We start from the raw sequence: 15,456 nt of genomic DNA on the forward strand, positions 1-15,456 counted from the left end.
AATTAAAAAAATATAATATATAACTAAAACTTATTTTTATTTTATAATTTTTTTAATAATAAACCGTTATCATTTTTATTAGTTAAAATATTGTAATTAAAAATTTGAAATGATATTATATTTCAAGATAAATCCAAGGAGGATTTTATTATGAAAAACTGGAACGGCAAACCTTATTATTCATTGGATTACATGCTAAAAGAACGATTTAACAAAAAAATATATAAAGTATCTTTAAACGGCGGAATGACTTGTCCGAACAGAGACGGGACAATAGACACGAGAGGATGTATATTTTGCAGTCTCGGAGGCTCAGGAGACTTTGCGGGAAATAAAATAGACGATATAACGACACAAATTGAAAATCAAATCAAAATACTAAAAAACAAATGCAATGCTTCGGGATTTATTGCATATTTTCAGGCATACACTAATACATATGCCCCTGTAGATTATTTAAGAAAGATTTATTTTGAGGCAATTTCCAATCCAAATATCGTAGCACTTTCCATAGCAACAAGACCCGACTGTCTCGATAAAGACGTATTGGAACTGTTGGAAGAACTTAATAAAATAAAGTCCGTTTGGATAGAACTTGGACTTCAAACAATAAATGAGAAAACTGCAAAATATATAAGAAGAGGATATCCGCTTTCATGTTTTGAAAGTGCGGTAAAAGAGCTAAGAAAACGCGGTATCGAAGTAATAGTCCATACTATACTGGGACTGCCCGGTGAGACCAGAAAAGATATCCTTGAGACTATAGATTATTTAAATAATAAAGACATACAAGGAATAAAGCTTCAGCTCCTTCACGTTTTAAAAGGCACTGATTTGGCGAAAGATTATAAAATGAATAAATTTAAAGTATATACCATGGAAGAATATATCGACACCGTAATCGACTGCGTTGAACACTTATCAAGAGATATTGTAATTCATAGAATTACCGGAGACGGTCCAAAAAAGATTTTGATTGCTCCTTTATGGAGCGGTAATAAAAAAGCAGTATTAAACTCTCTTCACCATGAATTTAAAATCAGAAAGGCTTATCAGGGAAAGAAATACAAAGATAATTAATATTCTAATAATCTTAAAAAAGCTGTTCACATTAAAGTGAATAGCTTTTTTAGTTAATTAAATTTATTTTTCAAATTCGTTCTTTAACTTTTCTCCCCATGCACCGCCTTGATGATAGAAAAGCACTTGTTCTCTTGTAACACCTCTTATCTCTTCACTTACCATAGCAAGAGCATCTCCCATTGCCAAAGTATTTGTCGTTGAAGTCGTAGCATTTACCCCTGTAGGACAAGCTTCTTTTTCAACACCTATGTATAATGCTACATCACAAAGTTTGGCAAGTGTAGAATCCGTATTGCCTGTTAAACATATAGCTTTTGCACCGATGGTCTTAGCCGAAGGAATGACCAAGTCTTTTAAAATAGTAGTTTCTCCGCTGTTAGATATTGCAATGATCAAATCATTTGGCTGGATAGCACCGATATCTCCGTTTTCACAGTTATATGCACTTAGGAAAAATGCAGGCTTTCCCGTACAGCAAAGAGTAGCGGCAATCTTTCTGCTAATAAGCCCCGATTTACCTGTTCCCGTTAATATTATTTTACCCCTACACTCGGTTATCATATCCACAGCTTTAACGAAATTATCGTCTAAACTATCCATGAGTCTTCCAAGTTCATATCTTTCCATTTCAATAACTTTTTTACCTTTTTGTAAAATCTCGTTTTTTTCCATGATCATATATCCTTTGTTTAATTTATTTATACATTTATATTATATTCATCATAACACCTTTTTTCAATAACTTTCGTTTCGATACTAAAAATAAGTGGAAATAATTACCACTTGTATATTTATCCTTATTAGAATACGTTTAAATTATAAATACATCTTACTCTATCATACTAAATTTTCATAAATATTTCATTCTATAAAGATATAACTCCATTTTTGTAAATCACAATTGACAATAATACATGCAGCAATCAATTGAACAGGATACCCATGTTTGATAATTTAAAGATAAGAGGTGGGAGCAATGGAGCTAAATAACAGATGTTTCAAAATTTTAAGAACACTTTTTGAAAAAGACGATTATGTTTCTATAAAAAACCTAAGTAAAGAACTTGGCTACTCCGAAAGAATAATCAGATACAACGTCGAAAAAATAGAAGAATATTTAAGAAATAAAAAATATTCATTTCTTTACAGAAATTATAAGAAAGGTCTGATTATTATAAAAAATAAGCAGTCCGAAAATTTCTACAGAGAATATTTAAATATAGCACCTCCATATAAATATAAATATTCCGCTAAAGAAAGATGTTCCTTCATAATCGGATATTTACTTAAAAGAAACGGATACACCCCCATTGAAAAGCTTGCGAATGAACTTTTGGCTTCGGTAAGCACAATAACAAAAGATTTGGAAAATGTAGAAAAGTGGCTGGGAGATAAAAATACCTTATTAATAAAAAAAGCGGGCAAAGGAATTACGATCCAAATTGATGAAATAAAAAGACGTGCTTTGTACAGAGAACTTACGGATGAAATATTAACGCCCTCAAGCGTAATAAATTACATAAATAATATATCTTTGGATGAAAGAACAAACACTTTACTGCTTGATGATTTATTTAAAGATTTAAACAGCGGATATTTAATCGAGCAAATACAATATCTCGAAAAAGAACTTGGAGAAATATTTTCAGATGAAACATTTTCTTCAATTCTCATTCACCTGGCAATGATAGTTTACAGAGTCAAAAACAATTCAGCGCTGAAAGAAATCACAGGAGAAACAACTTTAAACAACAGCATAGAATATACACTTACATCTCAAATGGCAGAAAATATAAAAAATCATTTTAATATATCCGTTCCCAATGAAGAAATATATTACTTTACAGTACATTTACTCGGAGCAAAAGTAATAACGAAAAAGACAAAATTTAAATTTAATGAATTGGAAACAATCGAAATAAGAAATATCGCAGTAAAAATGGTAGAAGAAATAAGCAAATTGTATGCGGTTGATTTTAAAGAAAAGAAAGATGACGTCATTGACGGACTTATAACTCATTTGATACCTACAGTATACAGAATTAAATATAAAAAAAGGATATCAAATCCAATTTACCCTGAAATGGAACAAAAATATTCCGACTTACTCGAAAATACCAAAATCGTATGCAGACACCTAAGTGAATACTGCAAGGAAGAAATAAACGAACAGGAAGTTTCATATATAGCAATGCATTTCCTTGCGGCACTTCATAACAAATTAAACAAAAAAACAAATATACCAAAAGCAATAGTAGTATGCGGCTCCGGATACGGAACCGCACAAGTGGTTGCAATGCAGCTTTCTTCATTATTCAATGTTGAAATAAAAGCAATCGTTTCACAAAGAGAAATAATAAATTTGGATAAAAGCAGTAAAAACTTTGACTACATAATAAGCACCGTAAACATCGCTAATTTAAAAAAAGATGACTACATAAAAATAAGCCCTATGTTCAACCATAATGACTTTTTGGAAATAAATAAATATTTAAGGGCAAAGTTTATAAAAAGCAAAATAGACTACAGTCAACTGGAGCTTGCGGGAACTCTTGCGGATATTTCCATGAAATACAATCCAAAAGTAAACAAACTTCAGCTTCAGTATGAAATACTGCTGGAACTCATAAATCAAAATAAAAACAATACACCGGAATACACGAACGAAAGTGAAATAAATCTAAAGGACTTAATAACTCCTTCATTCATAAGACTAAATGTAATCTGCACCACATGGCAGGAAGCAATAATAAAAGGCACTGAAATTCTGGAAGAAAAAAACTTTATAACAGACGCATATAAAGTAGCAATCATCAAAAACATTGAGGAAATGGGACCCCAAATGGTAATAGTTCCGGGGATAGTCCTTGCTCATTTGGCACCCGGGAAATTTTGTAAAAAACTTGGGTTCTCCATTACAACTTTAAAGAAACCCGTTATATTCGGTTTTCCGAGACACGACCCCGTAAAAGTAGTTATAACCTTATCTCTCGTCAACGAACATATCTATAAAAAGGCTTTAATGCAGTTATTCAATATATTGCAAAACAGAAACACAAGAAATGTACTAATAAATGCATCAAGCAAAAACGAAATACTGGACTTAATCAAACAATATTCATCATAGCCGATAAAAATATAAAAAAATAAAGGAGGAATTATTTTGAAAGCGGCGATATTTTATGGATTAAACGATATTAGGATAGAAGAAAGAAAAATGCCGAAGTGTCCAAAAGGCGGACTCATCATGAAAGTATGCTATGTAACGACATGCGGTACAGACGTAAAGAGGTACAAGCGACCTTATGCAATAGACAGAGGTCAAGGAGAACAGCCGATTTTCGGACATGAAGCAAGCGGACTGGTGTACGAAGTAGACGAAGACTGCAAGGATTTTAAAGTAAGAGACAGGATAGTAGCTCACGACGCGACTGCCTGCGGGAATTGTTACTGGTGTAAAAAAGGATTAAGCAATATATGCCCGAACATGACAAGACTTGGAGGTACATGGACTGAATACATAGCAGTGGATAAAAAGATATTAGAAAAAAATACTTTTATAGTACCAAAGAACGTTCCGCTGGAACTGGCTCCCGCAGTTGAACCAATGGCATGTGCCATGCACTGTGCGGAAGCGGCAAATATAAGGCTTGGAGACTACGTTGTGGTAAACGGAGCAGGACCTCTGGGACTGGGGATAATAAGATACGTATCAGCAATGGGTGCACAGGTAATAGCCTGTGACATGAATGCATACAGACTAGAAATGGCAAAAAAAATGGGGGCAAAGTGGACGGTTCATGTCACAGAAGGGCTGGATCAAATCAAAGCTGTAAGGGATTTAACTCCAGACAAAAGAGGATGTGATGTTGCGATAGAAGCGGTAGGTCTTCCAAAGACATGGGAACTTACTATACCAATGGCTAGGAAAGGGGGTTTAGTTCTTGAATTTGCGGGATGTGCTCCGGGAACGACTATAACAGTAGACACCGCTCTACTTCATTACTCGGAACTCACCATTAAAGGACTATTTCATACAACACTACAGCAGATACAAATGGCTTTTGATTCAATGGTAAACGGACTTATCCCGAGGGATATCATGATAACGGGTAATTATACCTTAGAAAACTGTGTACAAGCACTTGAAGATCATTCAAATCAAATAGGAATAAAAAACCTAATTAGAATATCAGAAGAAACTTTATAGAAACTTAGGAGGAAACTTAAACAATGAAAGCTGCGATATTTTATGGATTAAACGACATCAGGATAGAGGAAAGGGAAATGCCGAAATGCCCGAAAGGCGGGCTCCTCATGAAAGTCTGCTATGTAACTACATGCGGTACAGACGTAAAAAAATTCAAAAGACCTTATGCTATCGACAGAGGACAAGGACAAAACCCAATATTCGGACACGAAGCCAGCGGACTTGTATATGAAATAGACGATGAATGCGAAAGAACTGATTTAAAAGAGGGAGATAGAATAGCAACACATGACTCTGCGGCATGCGGGATTTGCTACTGGTGTAAAAAAGGGCAAGGCAATATATGTGAAAACCTAAAACCTACCGGTGGCACTTGGACAGAATACATAGCACTGTCACCTGAAACGGTAAATAAATGTGTATTCAAAGTACCGGCTGACGTTCCTTTGGAACTTGCTCCGGCAGTAGAACCTATGGCAAGTGCAATGCACTGTGCGGAAGCGGCTAACGTTAGACTAGGAGACTACGTAGTAGTAAACGGGGCAGGTCCGTTGGGACTTGGAATAATTAGATATGTATCCGCAATGGGCGCTCAGGTAATAGCCTGCGACATGAGCGAATACAGACTGGAAATGGCTAATAAAATGGGAGCAAAGTGGACAGTTCACGTCACCGAAGGATTAGACCAAATCAAAGCGGTAAGGGATTTGACACCTAACGGCAGAGGCTGTGATGTAGCGATTGAAGCGGTAGGACTTCCAAAGACTTGGGAGCTAACTATACCTATGGCAAGAAAAGGCGGTCTTGTTCTTGAATTTGCGGGATGTGCTCCGGGAACGACGATAACAGTAGACACCGCTCTTCTTCATTATTCCGAGCTTACCATTAAGGGCTTATATCACGCAACTCCTCAGCAAATACAAATGGCTTTTGACTCTATAGCAAACGGACTGATTCCAAGAGATGTAATGATAACGGGGAACTACACCTTAGAAAACTGTGTACAGGCACTGGAAGACCATTCAAATCAAATAGGTATCAAAAATTTAATTAAGATAGCAGACGAAACACTATAAAAGAAAGGAGGAATATAATATGAAAAAAGTAAAAGTATTGGTAGCCTGCGGAAGCGGAATAGCTACATCATCTTACGCGGAAGCGGCAGTTAAAGATATTGCAAAAAATGCGGGAGTCCCTATCGAAATATCAAAAAGCACTATACAAGAAGCGGAAACAAAATCGAACGCCTTTGATGTAGTTCTGTTTACATCAAGCAACTGGAATAATTTTATTCACGAAGAAAATATAAGATGCCCCGCTTTATCGGTAGCATCATTGATCACGGGATTTGAAGAAGAAGAAACAAAAGAAAAATTAATGAAATTATTTAAAGAACTTAGCAGTAAAGATTAAAAACATTTGTAAATTTAATAAGGAGGAAAACAATGGATATTATATTAAAAGCGGTTCAATTCTTACTCGATATGGGCGGAACTATCATTCTACCATTCTTTGTAACGATTTTAGGTATCATTTTCGGTCTAAAATTCATAGACTCGTTTAAAAACGGTCTTATGATAGGTGTCGGGTTTTCTGGTATCATGTTAATCGTTGATTTACTTGTTACAACGGTTTCTCCGGCAACGGAATATTACACCAAACTTGGAACGGGATTTACAACCGTCAACTTGGGATGGGACAGTATAGCCGCAATGGCTTGGTCCACAAGTTTTGCTTTATGGCTTATCCCTCTAGGATTTTTATTGAACTTTATATTGGTTCGATTAAAAGTACTTAAAACATTGAATGTGGATATATGGAACTTTTACAGTGCCGTACTTACGGCAGCAGTTACATATTATATAGCATTATCGCTCGGAGCATCTACATTAGCTGCAAACATCATAGGTCTGATAGTTGGTTTATCCTTGACCGTAGTTGCTTGTAAAATCGGAGATATATTGGCAAAATCATGGCAGGGATATTTCAATATGCCGAAAGGTGTTACTTGTTCCACACTTGACACACAGTTAACTCACTACCCTGTATCATGGCTTGGTGCAAAATTATACGACCTTATACCGGGATTAAACAAACTATATTTTGATATAAACAACGTAAACGAAAAATATACCGCTTGGACAGCACCTTCAATCGTAGGATTTTTAGTAGGTGGACTTTTGGGTCTCATTACGAAACAAAACTTTTCTACAATACTTACAATGGCTATTGGTGTAGCAAGCGTTATCGTATTAATGCCTAAAATGGTTTCTCTATTGATGGACGGACTTGTACCACTTTCAAACGCTGCAAGAACCTTCATGAAACGAAAACTCGGAGAAGATGCGGATATTTTAATCGGTATGGATGTATCGATAGGTCTCGGTGATAAATGCGGAATGATAGTAACGATGTTTTTAATGCCTATAACTATACTTCTCGCATTCGTACTCCCTAACATAACTTTCTTCCCTATAGGATTATTCGGTGGAATAATATGGTCGGGACATGCTGCGGCATTCGTGGCAAAAGGAAATCTGCCTAAAGCAATATTTGCAGGTACGTTCCTTATGGCATGGACAGTCATTACATTGAATTTCATGGCTCCTATAGCAACACAGCTAGCATACGATGTAGGAGTAATAGACAAAATGACTCCTCTCGTTACAGGCGGAGGCTATCAGCAAACACAAATAGTTCTAATCGGACTTATAGGAAAACTTTTCGGTGGATTTTAATTTGAATTTAAATATTAAATAAAGAGGTATAAAAATGAACACAAAACAAGAATTAATAAGAATATCAAAATTATTGGAAGAAAAGGGCTTTACAAACGCATTTCAGGGAAATATTTCAATTATTGACAGAAATTTAGGGAAACTATTTATCACCCCTTCAGGCACAAGAAAACTGACTCTTACGGAAGAAGAAGTTGCGGTTTTGGATATGGACGGAAAACAACTTGAAGGCAGTGTAAAAAAATCTTCAGAGTATAAAATGCATTTGGCTGCACTTAAATATCGTCAGGACTGTACCGCAGTCATTCATTGTCACAGTGTATATTTGACAGCATTTTCGATGCTCGGAGAAACAGTCAATCCAAAATGTCATGAAGAGTTCCTTTTGACAAGAGGTATACCTTGTCTTCCTTGGGGAAAAGGCGGAACGTCCGATATTTATAAAGGATTGGAAGAACAAATAAAATACCACGATATAGTCCTGCTTGGTAATCACGGCGCTCTTTGTGTCGGTTCCGATCTGGAAAAAGCATTTAAAGTACTCGAAGCAGTGGATAATACTTTAAGAGCCTGGGTGCTTGCTATGCAAATCGGAAACGGAAAAGTAGTGGATATTCCTATTTGGGATGAACTAATAGAACAAAAAGAAAAAGCAATTCACAATCTATAGCATATTACTTTAAAGGAAAGGTGGTTATTATGCTTAATGACGTAATAGTAATAGATGGAGAAGCAAAAAATTGGAAAGATGCAATAAATTTAACCTTTAATGAATTATATAAAAAAGGTTATGTAAAACCATCTTTTTATGAAGCTTGTATAGAAAGGGAAATAAAATTCCCCACAGGGCTTAATAGCCATATACCGGTAGCAATCCCGCATACCGACGCGGTTCATGTAAACAAACAAGCTATTTGTGTTCTCAGGCTCAAAGAACCAGTATCGTTTTACAGTATCGAAGATGCAACGAAAAAAGTAGATGCGCAGTTTATTTTTAACATGGCACTAAAAAGAAACGAAGACCAATTAACTTTATTAAGAGCTGTCATAAATATCGTTCAGGATAAAACATTTCTTGAAAAAGCAAAGAAGCTTAATTTGAATGAAGTTAAAAATTTATTTTATAAAAAATGGATAACAGAAGTTGAATAAGGTATTAATAACTAAATATTTTATTATTACAACTTGCATTGAGCCCTAAGTTTGTTTGTTACTTAGGGCTTATATTTTAAAAAGGAGATTACTTATGAAAGTATTGATAAAAACACCCAATGATGAAGAAAAAGAAATAATGGGAAAATGTAAAATATGGGAACATAAAGCGGGAGTATTCGACTGGGAATACAAAGACAAACAGGAAACATGTCTAATAATAAAAGGTAAAGCCTCGGTTATCGGAAAAGGTGAGCAGGTAGAATATTTTTTTAAAGAAGGAGATCTCGTTACCTTCCCAACAAATTGGAACTGCCAATGGAGGATCACCGAAGACATGAAAAAGTATTTTATATTCGATCATGATTTCAGCAAATAATATTATTTTATATATTTTTATTTTCTAAGCGGAGACATCTTATGTATAAATTGATAGCAGTCGATTTGGACGGAACTTTACTTGACGATAATAAGGATATATCAAGAAATAATCTAAAGGCATTGAACTTTTGTAAAAAAGAAAATATCGTCGTAGTACTGGCAAGCGGAAGAGGCTTGAGTGCAGCAAGGGATATAGCTAAACAAATCAGTTCTTTTAACGATTATCATATATGCTGTAACGGAGGATTAATTTTTAACACTTATAAAGAAGAATATAAAGTAATAAAAACATTAGACAAAATTGATTTTAATAATATCATTGATGAGCTTAGATTTATTAAGGCTTCTATGGGAGTACAAACTCCAAATGGATTTTATTATGAAACGGATAATAATTCTGATATGCTTAAAAAGAAAGGATATTACTCAACAAAAGATATAATAAAGTTAAATTTAAATTCCGTGAGAGAACCTATCCTAATAACTTGTTATGTAAAGAATAAAAAATATTATGATGAAATTTTAAATATAGTAAAAAAATATAATATCAACATCACACAATCAGAAAAGAACTGGATAGAAATTTTTCCCAAAGCAGTAAATAAATTCAATGCATTAAAAGTAATTGCAGACAGTTATAAAGTCAGTAAAAATAATATTATTGCAGTGGGAGATCAAAGAAACGATATTGAAATGATTAAAAATGCGGGACTTGGGATATGTGTAAAAAATGCATGTAAAGATTTAAAAGATGTATCTGATATGATAGTTCCATATTCTAATAACCAAGACGCGATTTACCATATAATAAAAGAGATATTCGACTTCCCTGTTTAATTAAATATATTTACACAAAAAGAGAAAAATAAAAATTTATTTTTCTCTTTTGATTTAAATACTTATGAACTAAATAATAAAAAAGCAATCATGACATACTAAGTATTTGCAGTTGATATTCAATTTACAATTTTAAAAGTATTTGATTTAAATACTTACTTACTTTCAGCTACTTCATTCTCTTTTTTATTGGATTTAAACATTGTAACTATTTTTTGTCTGTTTATATTTAAATCTTCTTCCAAAGTCTTTACAGTAGGCTTTTCAATCCAAAAACCTTTTTTTGTGGGAACTTTGTATTTTTTAGGTAGATTTGGAACGTGCTCCACCCACTTAGCATAAATTTGTTTTGAAAGTTCATCGATGCTTAACGATGAATCCTGTTTTAAAATTTTCGCACTTTCACTGAATACAAAATCATTAAAATCTTTAGGTATGTATTTTTTGGCACAAACCGTACCGTAGAACAGTACACATCCATATAAAAATCCTGCAAATCCTACTAAATACACATGTTCGGTTATCCATTCAACTATAAAATATAAATGTTTACCAAAAGACATATGCATCATGAAATCAACTATTATTAAATACATTATACGTCTAACTCCTTTTTCCTAGAGAAAATCTCTAATTAACTATATTTATTTCTTACGCTTCTTCTGCTTGTTTAGCTAATTCTTCTTCAACAATTTTTAAAATTAAATCTTTATCTTTTGATTCGTAAATTGCTTTTAGTTTATCTTCTTGTTGGATAAGAGAAATAACTGTTTGTAACATAGCTAATTGTTGATGTGGTTCTTTTAATGCTAACATGAATAAAATTGAAACTTCACATTTTTCTCCGGCACCTGCCATAACTTCGAATGTTACAGGTTTTTTAAGTGTTGCAACACAAATACTTTGTTTGTTAACATGTTCAACATCTGTATGAGGAACAGCTACTGCAAAGTTTTCTACAGGAAGTCCTGTTGCAAATACTTTTTCTCTTTCTTTTACTGCTTCTACATAACTTTCTTTTACATAACCAAGATCTAATAATTTGTGTGCAACATTATCAAGTGCATCTAAATTACTGTCAGCCTCCACATCAAAAAATATAAGATCCTTGTTAAATTCTAAATCTGCCATTGGTATCTCCTCCTTAAACTATCTATCTTACCCATAAATAGCTCTTATAATTATTTTAACTAATTATAATTAAAAAAAATTTAAATGTCAATAAGTAAACGTTACTACCATTTTGTCATAACCTTTCTATTCCTTATTATATAAGGCTTTAAAGCACTTTATATGAAATATTTAACAAAATAAATTTTGTTAAAACTTAACACTGGGTGACATATGTAACACTAATAAAAAAAGTGACCAAAAGTACTTTACAATTAAATTTAAATAGTATATAATACGTTTAAATAAAGATTTATATGTCTCAAGGAGGAAAAAATGAGTCAAAATATTCAAGAATTAAGAGAAGCGATTTGTGACGTAGGACGTAAAATGTACGACAGACAACTTTGCTCTACAAATGATGGTAACATTTCAATAAGATTAGATGATGGTAACTTCCTAATCACACCAACAGGAGTAAGCAAAGGTTTCATGACACCTGACATGATGTGTATAGTAGATAAAGACGGTAAATTAGTAGAAGAAAACGGTCCATGGAAAGGCACAAGTGAATTCAAACTTCATTACAAAATATATGAATTAAGACCTGACGTAAATGCAGTAGTTCATGCTCATCCACTATACGGAACAGTATTTGCGGCGGCTAATATGCCTTTGGATAAACCAATCTGTACAGAAGCTGCACTTAACTTAGGAGAAATCCCTGTAATCAAATATGGCTTACCCGGAACATTCGAAATCTGCGGAGATATCGAAGATTATGTAGAATACCATGACGCAGTATTAATGAGATATCACGGTGCTGTAACATTCGGTCCTGATGTTCTTACAGCTTACTACAGAATGGAAAGCTTAGAATTCATCGCACAACAGGAATTCGCAGCAAGAGCAATGGGTATCGTAGAAAAAGCTACAATTCCACAAAATGTTATTGATGAATTATATGAACTAAGAAGAGAAAAATATTCTGCTCCTGATTCTATGGGACCTCATCATATTGCAAACAGAAAATAATTTACTTACATAAAAAAGGAAGGCAAATGCCTTTCTTTTTTTGTCTTTTTATATTTTTATGTTAGAATAGCTTAAGAATATTTTTAAGGTAAAAAAAATGTACGAATTAATTCAAGTAGGTAATAATACTTTTTATATGGACTCACCCAATAAAATAGGTTTTTACAGATACGACGATAATAAAATATATTTGATAGATTCCGGTAACGGAAAAGACTATGCGAAAAAGGTACTAAAAATCTTAGATGAAAAAAGATGGGAACTCAAGGGAATAATAAACACACATTCCCATGCAGATCATATAGGCGGCAATGAAACTTTAAAAAAGAGAACAGAATGTAAAATAATCACAAATGAAATAGAACATGCTTTTACCAAATATACAATTTTAGAACCGGCATTTATTTACGGAGCATATCCACCCAAAAGGCTTCAAAAGAAATTTTTAATGGCAAAACCAAGTGACGCTTCCGCAGACTTTGAGGATATTCCAGCGGGACTTGAAATAATCAATCTGCCCGGACACAGCTATGATATGATAGGTGTGAGGACAGATGACAATGTATATTTCATAGGAGACAGCTTATTTCCAAAGGAAGTATTAAATAAATATCACATAGCTACTATTTATGATATAAAAAAGTTTTTAAAGACACTTGATTATCTTGAAACATTAAAAGGAGAATTTTTTATCCCTACACATGCAGAAGCTTCAAGTAACTTAAAAAATCTAATCGAATTAAACAGGAATAAGACATTTGAAATAATAAACTTGCTGTTGGACATTTTAAAAAGACCATTAAGTTTAAATGTCATTACAAAAAAAGTATTTGACTATTATAATATAGAAATAAATTATGTACAGTATCATTTGGTGGAAGGGACATTAAAAGCATTCATCTCATACTTAATAGATGAAAAAAAGGTGGATGTAATATTTGATAACAATTTCTTACTATACTGTTTAAGGGAAAACTGATATGAAAACAAACAAAGAATTTTTAATAACAACCAAAGAAGAAATGGAAAGAAAAAATATTTTCCAGCTGGATTTTATAATCGTTACAGGAGATGCATACATAGATCACCCATCTTTCGGTACCGCAATTATAGGAAGACATCTTGAAAGTTTGGGATTTAACATCGGAGTTATCCCCCAGCCGGACTGGAAAGATAAAGAAGCATTTAAAGTCCTCGGCAGACCTAAATATGCATTTTTGGTAAACAGCGGAAATATAGACAGCATGGTAAATCATTATACCGCATCGAAAAAAAAGAGAAACGACGATGTTTACACCGAAGGCGGAGAAGCAAATAAAAGACCGGACAGAGCGGTAATAGTATATTCCAATATGATTAGAATGGCTTATAAAAAGGTCAATATCATTATCGGAGGAATAGAAGCAAGTCTTAGAAGATTTGCCCATTATGATTATTGGGATAATAAAGTAAGGCGTTCTATTTTAACGGATTCCACAGCTAACATGCTTACCTACGGCAGCGGAGAAAAGGTCTTAGGCGAAATAGCAATTAGACTTAGAAACGGTGAACATCTTGAAGACATTAAAGATGTCAGAGGAACATGCTATATCACAAACAAAATCGAAAATATAGAAAATTCTTTGATAATCCCTTCTTTCAGAGAAGTAAATGAAGACAAGGAAAAATATAATAAGGCATTTAAAGCTCAGTATCAAAACCAGGATCCTATAACGGGAAGGACATTGATACAATTCATGGATAAAAATTATCTCGTTCAAAATCCCCCAATGATGCCTTTAAACAGAGAAGAGTTGGATAAAGTATACGGACTAGAATATACAAGGAAACCTCACCCTATGTATAAAAAAGAAATCCCGGCAATAAAAGAAATAGAGTTCTCCGTCACATCAAACAGAGGATGTTTTGGAAACTGCTCATTTTGTGCACTTACATTTCATCAGGGGCGTATGGTCCAATCAAGAAGCAAAGAAAGCATCATTGCTGAAGTCAAGCTCTTAACTACCTTAGAGGGATATAAAGGCTATATACACGATATAGGAGGTCCTACGGCGAACTTCAAACATCCGTCATGTAAAAAACAAATGGAACATGGAACATGTGTAGGATTTAATAAAACGTGTTTATCCCCTACCCCATGTAAGAATATAGACGTTGACCACAGTGAATTTATTGATGTACTCAGAGAAGCAAGAAAAGTAAAAGGTGTAAAGAAGGTATTTGTAAGAAGCGGTATAAGATATGATTATCTGCTTTTGGAAAAAGACCCTAAAGTACTTAATGAATTGGTAAAATACCATATAAGCGGTCAGCTTAAAATCGCACCCGAGCATATAAACAATAAAACTTTAAAACAAATGGGAAAGCCGGGAAGAGAAGTTTACGAAGAATTCGTTGACAGATATGAAAAAGCAAACAAAAAAATGGGGCTTAATCAGTTCCTTGTTCCTTACTTCATTTCTTCACATCCCGGATGTACTATTGAAGGTGCGGTAGAGCTTGCGGTATATCTTAAAAAGCATAATTTAAGACCGAGACAAGTTCAGGATTTCTATCCTACTCCGGGAACATTATCTACATGTATGTTTTATACAGGGAAAAATCCCTTAACTAACGAAAAAGTATTTGTTCCCAAAACATACGAAGAAAAGCAGACACAAAGAGCGTTAATGCAGTATTACAAACCGGAGAACAAAGAAAGAGTAAAAAAAGCTTTATTAAAAATAGGAAGAACTGACCTGATCGGAACGTCTCCAGACTGTTTGGTATTCGAAAAAAGAGAATTTAATAAAAATACCAAACCAAATAAAAAAGCTAAAGTACATAAAAAGAAACTTACAAATAAAAGCGGAAAAAGCAAACCAAACAGTAAAAAAATTAAAAACAATAGAAATAAAAAAAGAGCTTAAA

16 protein-coding genes are annotated in these 15,456 nt (G+C 33.6%); 13 read left to right on the forward strand and 3 right to left on the reverse strand.

The window, feature by feature from the left end:
- Positions 1-150 precede the first annotated feature (150 nt).
- On the forward strand, positions 151-1,080 hold the full coding sequence (locus Q0516_RS00295) for a TIGR01212 family radical SAM protein (protein WP_294466221.1): 930 nt from the start codon (positions 151-153) through the stop codon (positions 1,078-1,080).
- A gap of 63 nt (positions 1,081-1,143) precedes the next feature.
- Here the strand turns inward: Q0516_RS00295 and Q0516_RS00300 are convergent, their stop codons facing one another.
- Positions 1,144-1,755: an SIS domain-containing protein gene (locus tag Q0516_RS00300; protein ID WP_257479572.1), complete on the reverse strand. Its 612-nt coding sequence runs from the start codon at positions 1,753-1,755 to the stop codon at positions 1,144-1,146.
- A gap of 304 nt (positions 1,756-2,059) precedes the next feature.
- Here Q0516_RS00300 and Q0516_RS00305 point away from each other — a divergent pair, with 304 nt between their 5' ends.
- The 9 genes from Q0516_RS00305 (at position 2,060) to Q0516_RS00345 (ending at position 10,401) form a co-directional block, all read left to right on the forward strand.
- Positions 2,060-4,210, forward strand: coding sequence for a BglG family transcription antiterminator (locus Q0516_RS00305; RefSeq protein WP_294466225.1), 2,151 nt, complete (start codon positions 2,060-2,062; stop codon positions 4,208-4,210).
- A gap of 36 nt (positions 4,211-4,246) precedes the next feature.
- Entirely contained in the window at positions 4,247-5,293 is a 1,047-nt protein-coding gene (locus Q0516_RS00310) for a zinc-binding dehydrogenase (protein ID WP_294466227.1), read from the forward strand.
- A gap of 23 nt (positions 5,294-5,316) precedes the next feature.
- Positions 5,317-6,369: a zinc-binding dehydrogenase gene (locus Q0516_RS00315; protein WP_294466229.1), complete on the forward strand. Its 1,053-nt coding sequence runs from the start codon at positions 5,317-5,319 to the stop codon at positions 6,367-6,369.
- Between the two features lie 19 nt (positions 6,370-6,388).
- Positions 6,389-6,706: a PTS galactitol transporter subunit IIB gene (locus tag Q0516_RS00320; protein ID WP_294466231.1), complete on the forward strand. Its 318-nt coding sequence runs from the start codon at positions 6,389-6,391 to the stop codon at positions 6,704-6,706.
- A 32-nt stretch (positions 6,707-6,738) separates the two neighbouring features.
- Positions 6,739-8,031, forward strand: a complete 1,293-nt coding sequence (locus Q0516_RS00325; protein ID WP_294466232.1) for a PTS transporter subunit IIC — start codon at positions 6,739-6,741, stop codon at positions 8,029-8,031.
- A gap of 34 nt (positions 8,032-8,065) precedes the next feature.
- The gene (locus tag Q0516_RS00330; RefSeq protein WP_294466235.1) at positions 8,066-8,701 is read left to right on the forward strand and encodes a class II aldolase/adducin family protein; all 636 of its coding nucleotides are present in this window, start codon (positions 8,066-8,068) and stop codon (positions 8,699-8,701) included.
- Between the two features lie 29 nt (positions 8,702-8,730).
- Positions 8,731-9,183 (forward strand): PTS sugar transporter subunit IIA, encoded by a 453-nt coding sequence (locus tag Q0516_RS00335; protein WP_294466236.1) that lies wholly within the window; start codon positions 8,731-8,733, stop codon positions 9,181-9,183.
- Between the two features lie 94 nt (positions 9,184-9,277).
- The gene (locus Q0516_RS00340) at positions 9,278-9,562 is read left to right on the forward strand and encodes a cupin domain-containing protein (RefSeq protein WP_294466239.1); all 285 of its coding nucleotides are present in this window, start codon (positions 9,278-9,280) and stop codon (positions 9,560-9,562) included.
- Positions 9,563-9,603: 41 nt separating this feature from the next.
- Positions 9,604-10,401, forward strand: coding sequence for an HAD family hydrolase (locus Q0516_RS00345; RefSeq protein WP_294466242.1), 798 nt, complete (start codon positions 9,604-9,606; stop codon positions 10,399-10,401).
- A 155-nt stretch (positions 10,402-10,556) separates the two neighbouring features.
- Here Q0516_RS00345 and Q0516_RS00350 read toward each other — a convergent pair whose 3' ends face one another.
- Both Q0516_RS00350 and Q0516_RS00355 read right to left on the reverse strand, forming a co-directional pair.
- Complete coding sequence (locus tag Q0516_RS00350) at positions 10,557-10,997, reverse strand: hypothetical protein (protein ID WP_257479562.1); 441 nt, start codon at positions 10,995-10,997, stop codon at positions 10,557-10,559.
- 55 nt (positions 10,998-11,052) lie between these two features.
- Positions 11,053-11,532 carry a PTS sugar transporter subunit IIA gene (locus Q0516_RS00355; protein WP_007050273.1) on the reverse strand — a complete coding sequence of 160 codons (480 nt, stop codon included), beginning with the start codon at positions 11,530-11,532 and terminating at the stop codon, positions 11,053-11,055.
- 315 nt (positions 11,533-11,847) lie between these two features.
- Here Q0516_RS00355 and Q0516_RS00360 point away from each other — a divergent pair, with 315 nt between their 5' ends.
- From Q0516_RS00360 to Q0516_RS00370, 3 genes are all read left to right on the forward strand, one after another.
- On the forward strand, positions 11,848-12,546 hold the full coding sequence (locus Q0516_RS00360) for a class II aldolase/adducin family protein (protein ID WP_257479561.1): 699 nt from the start codon (positions 11,848-11,850) through the stop codon (positions 12,544-12,546).
- A gap of 97 nt (positions 12,547-12,643) precedes the next feature.
- Positions 12,644-13,525, forward strand: coding sequence for an MBL fold metallo-hydrolase (locus Q0516_RS00365; protein WP_294466250.1), 882 nt, complete (start codon positions 12,644-12,646; stop codon positions 13,523-13,525).
- 1 nt (position 13,526) lies between these two features.
- On the forward strand, positions 13,527-15,455 hold the full coding sequence (locus Q0516_RS00370) for a YgiQ family radical SAM protein (RefSeq protein WP_294466253.1): 1,929 nt from the start codon (positions 13,527-13,529) through the stop codon (positions 15,453-15,455).
- Position 15,456: the final 1 nt, after the last annotated feature.

The sequence above is a fragment of the uncultured Anaerofustis sp. genome (assembly GCF_938029165.1).
Classification (GTDB): domain Bacteria; phylum Bacillota; class Clostridia; order Eubacteriales; family Anaerofustaceae; genus Anaerofustis.

What these genes read in the sequence shown, in the direction of transcription:
- Q0516_RS00325 (WP_294466232.1), top strand. Translation starts at nt 6,739, where the DNA reads ATGGATATTATATTAAAAGCGGTTCAATTCTTACTCGATATGGGCGGA.
- Q0516_RS00330 (WP_294466235.1), top strand. Translation starts at nt 8,066, where the DNA reads ATGAACACAAAACAAGAATTAATAAGAATATCAAAATTATTGGAAGAA.
- Q0516_RS00355 (WP_007050273.1), bottom strand. Translation starts at nt 11,532, where the DNA reads ATGGCAGATTTAGAATTTAACAAGGATCTTATATTTTTTGATGTGGAG.
- Q0516_RS00315 (WP_294466229.1), top strand. Translation starts at nt 5,317, where the DNA reads ATGAAAGCTGCGATATTTTATGGATTAAACGACATCAGGATAGAGGAA.
- Q0516_RS00370 (WP_294466253.1), top strand. Translation starts at nt 13,527, where the DNA reads ATGAAAACAAACAAAGAATTTTTAATAACAACCAAAGAAGAAATGGAA.
- Q0516_RS00305 (WP_294466225.1), top strand. Translation starts at nt 2,060, where the DNA reads ATGGAGCTAAATAACAGATGTTTCAAAATTTTAAGAACACTTTTTGAA.
- Q0516_RS00360 (WP_257479561.1), top strand. Translation starts at nt 11,848, where the DNA reads ATGAGTCAAAATATTCAAGAATTAAGAGAAGCGATTTGTGACGTAGGA.
- Q0516_RS00350 (WP_257479562.1), bottom strand. Translation starts at nt 10,997, where the DNA reads ATGTATTTAATAATAGTTGATTTCATGATGCATATGTCTTTTGGTAAA.
- Q0516_RS00365 (WP_294466250.1), top strand. Translation starts at nt 12,644, where the DNA reads ATGTACGAATTAATTCAAGTAGGTAATAATACTTTTTATATGGACTCA.
- Q0516_RS00335 (WP_294466236.1), top strand. Translation starts at nt 8,731, where the DNA reads ATGCTTAATGACGTAATAGTAATAGATGGAGAAGCAAAAAATTGGAAA.
- Q0516_RS00345 (WP_294466242.1), top strand. Translation starts at nt 9,604, where the DNA reads ATGTATAAATTGATAGCAGTCGATTTGGACGGAACTTTACTTGACGAT.
- Q0516_RS00340 (WP_294466239.1), top strand. Translation starts at nt 9,278, where the DNA reads ATGAAAGTATTGATAAAAACACCCAATGATGAAGAAAAAGAAATAATG.
- Q0516_RS00320 (WP_294466231.1), top strand. Translation starts at nt 6,389, where the DNA reads ATGAAAAAAGTAAAAGTATTGGTAGCCTGCGGAAGCGGAATAGCTACA.
- Q0516_RS00295 (WP_294466221.1), top strand. Translation starts at nt 151, where the DNA reads ATGAAAAACTGGAACGGCAAACCTTATTATTCATTGGATTACATGCTA.
- Q0516_RS00300 (WP_257479572.1), bottom strand. Translation starts at nt 1,755, where the DNA reads ATGGAAAAAAACGAGATTTTACAAAAAGGTAAAAAAGTTATTGAAATG.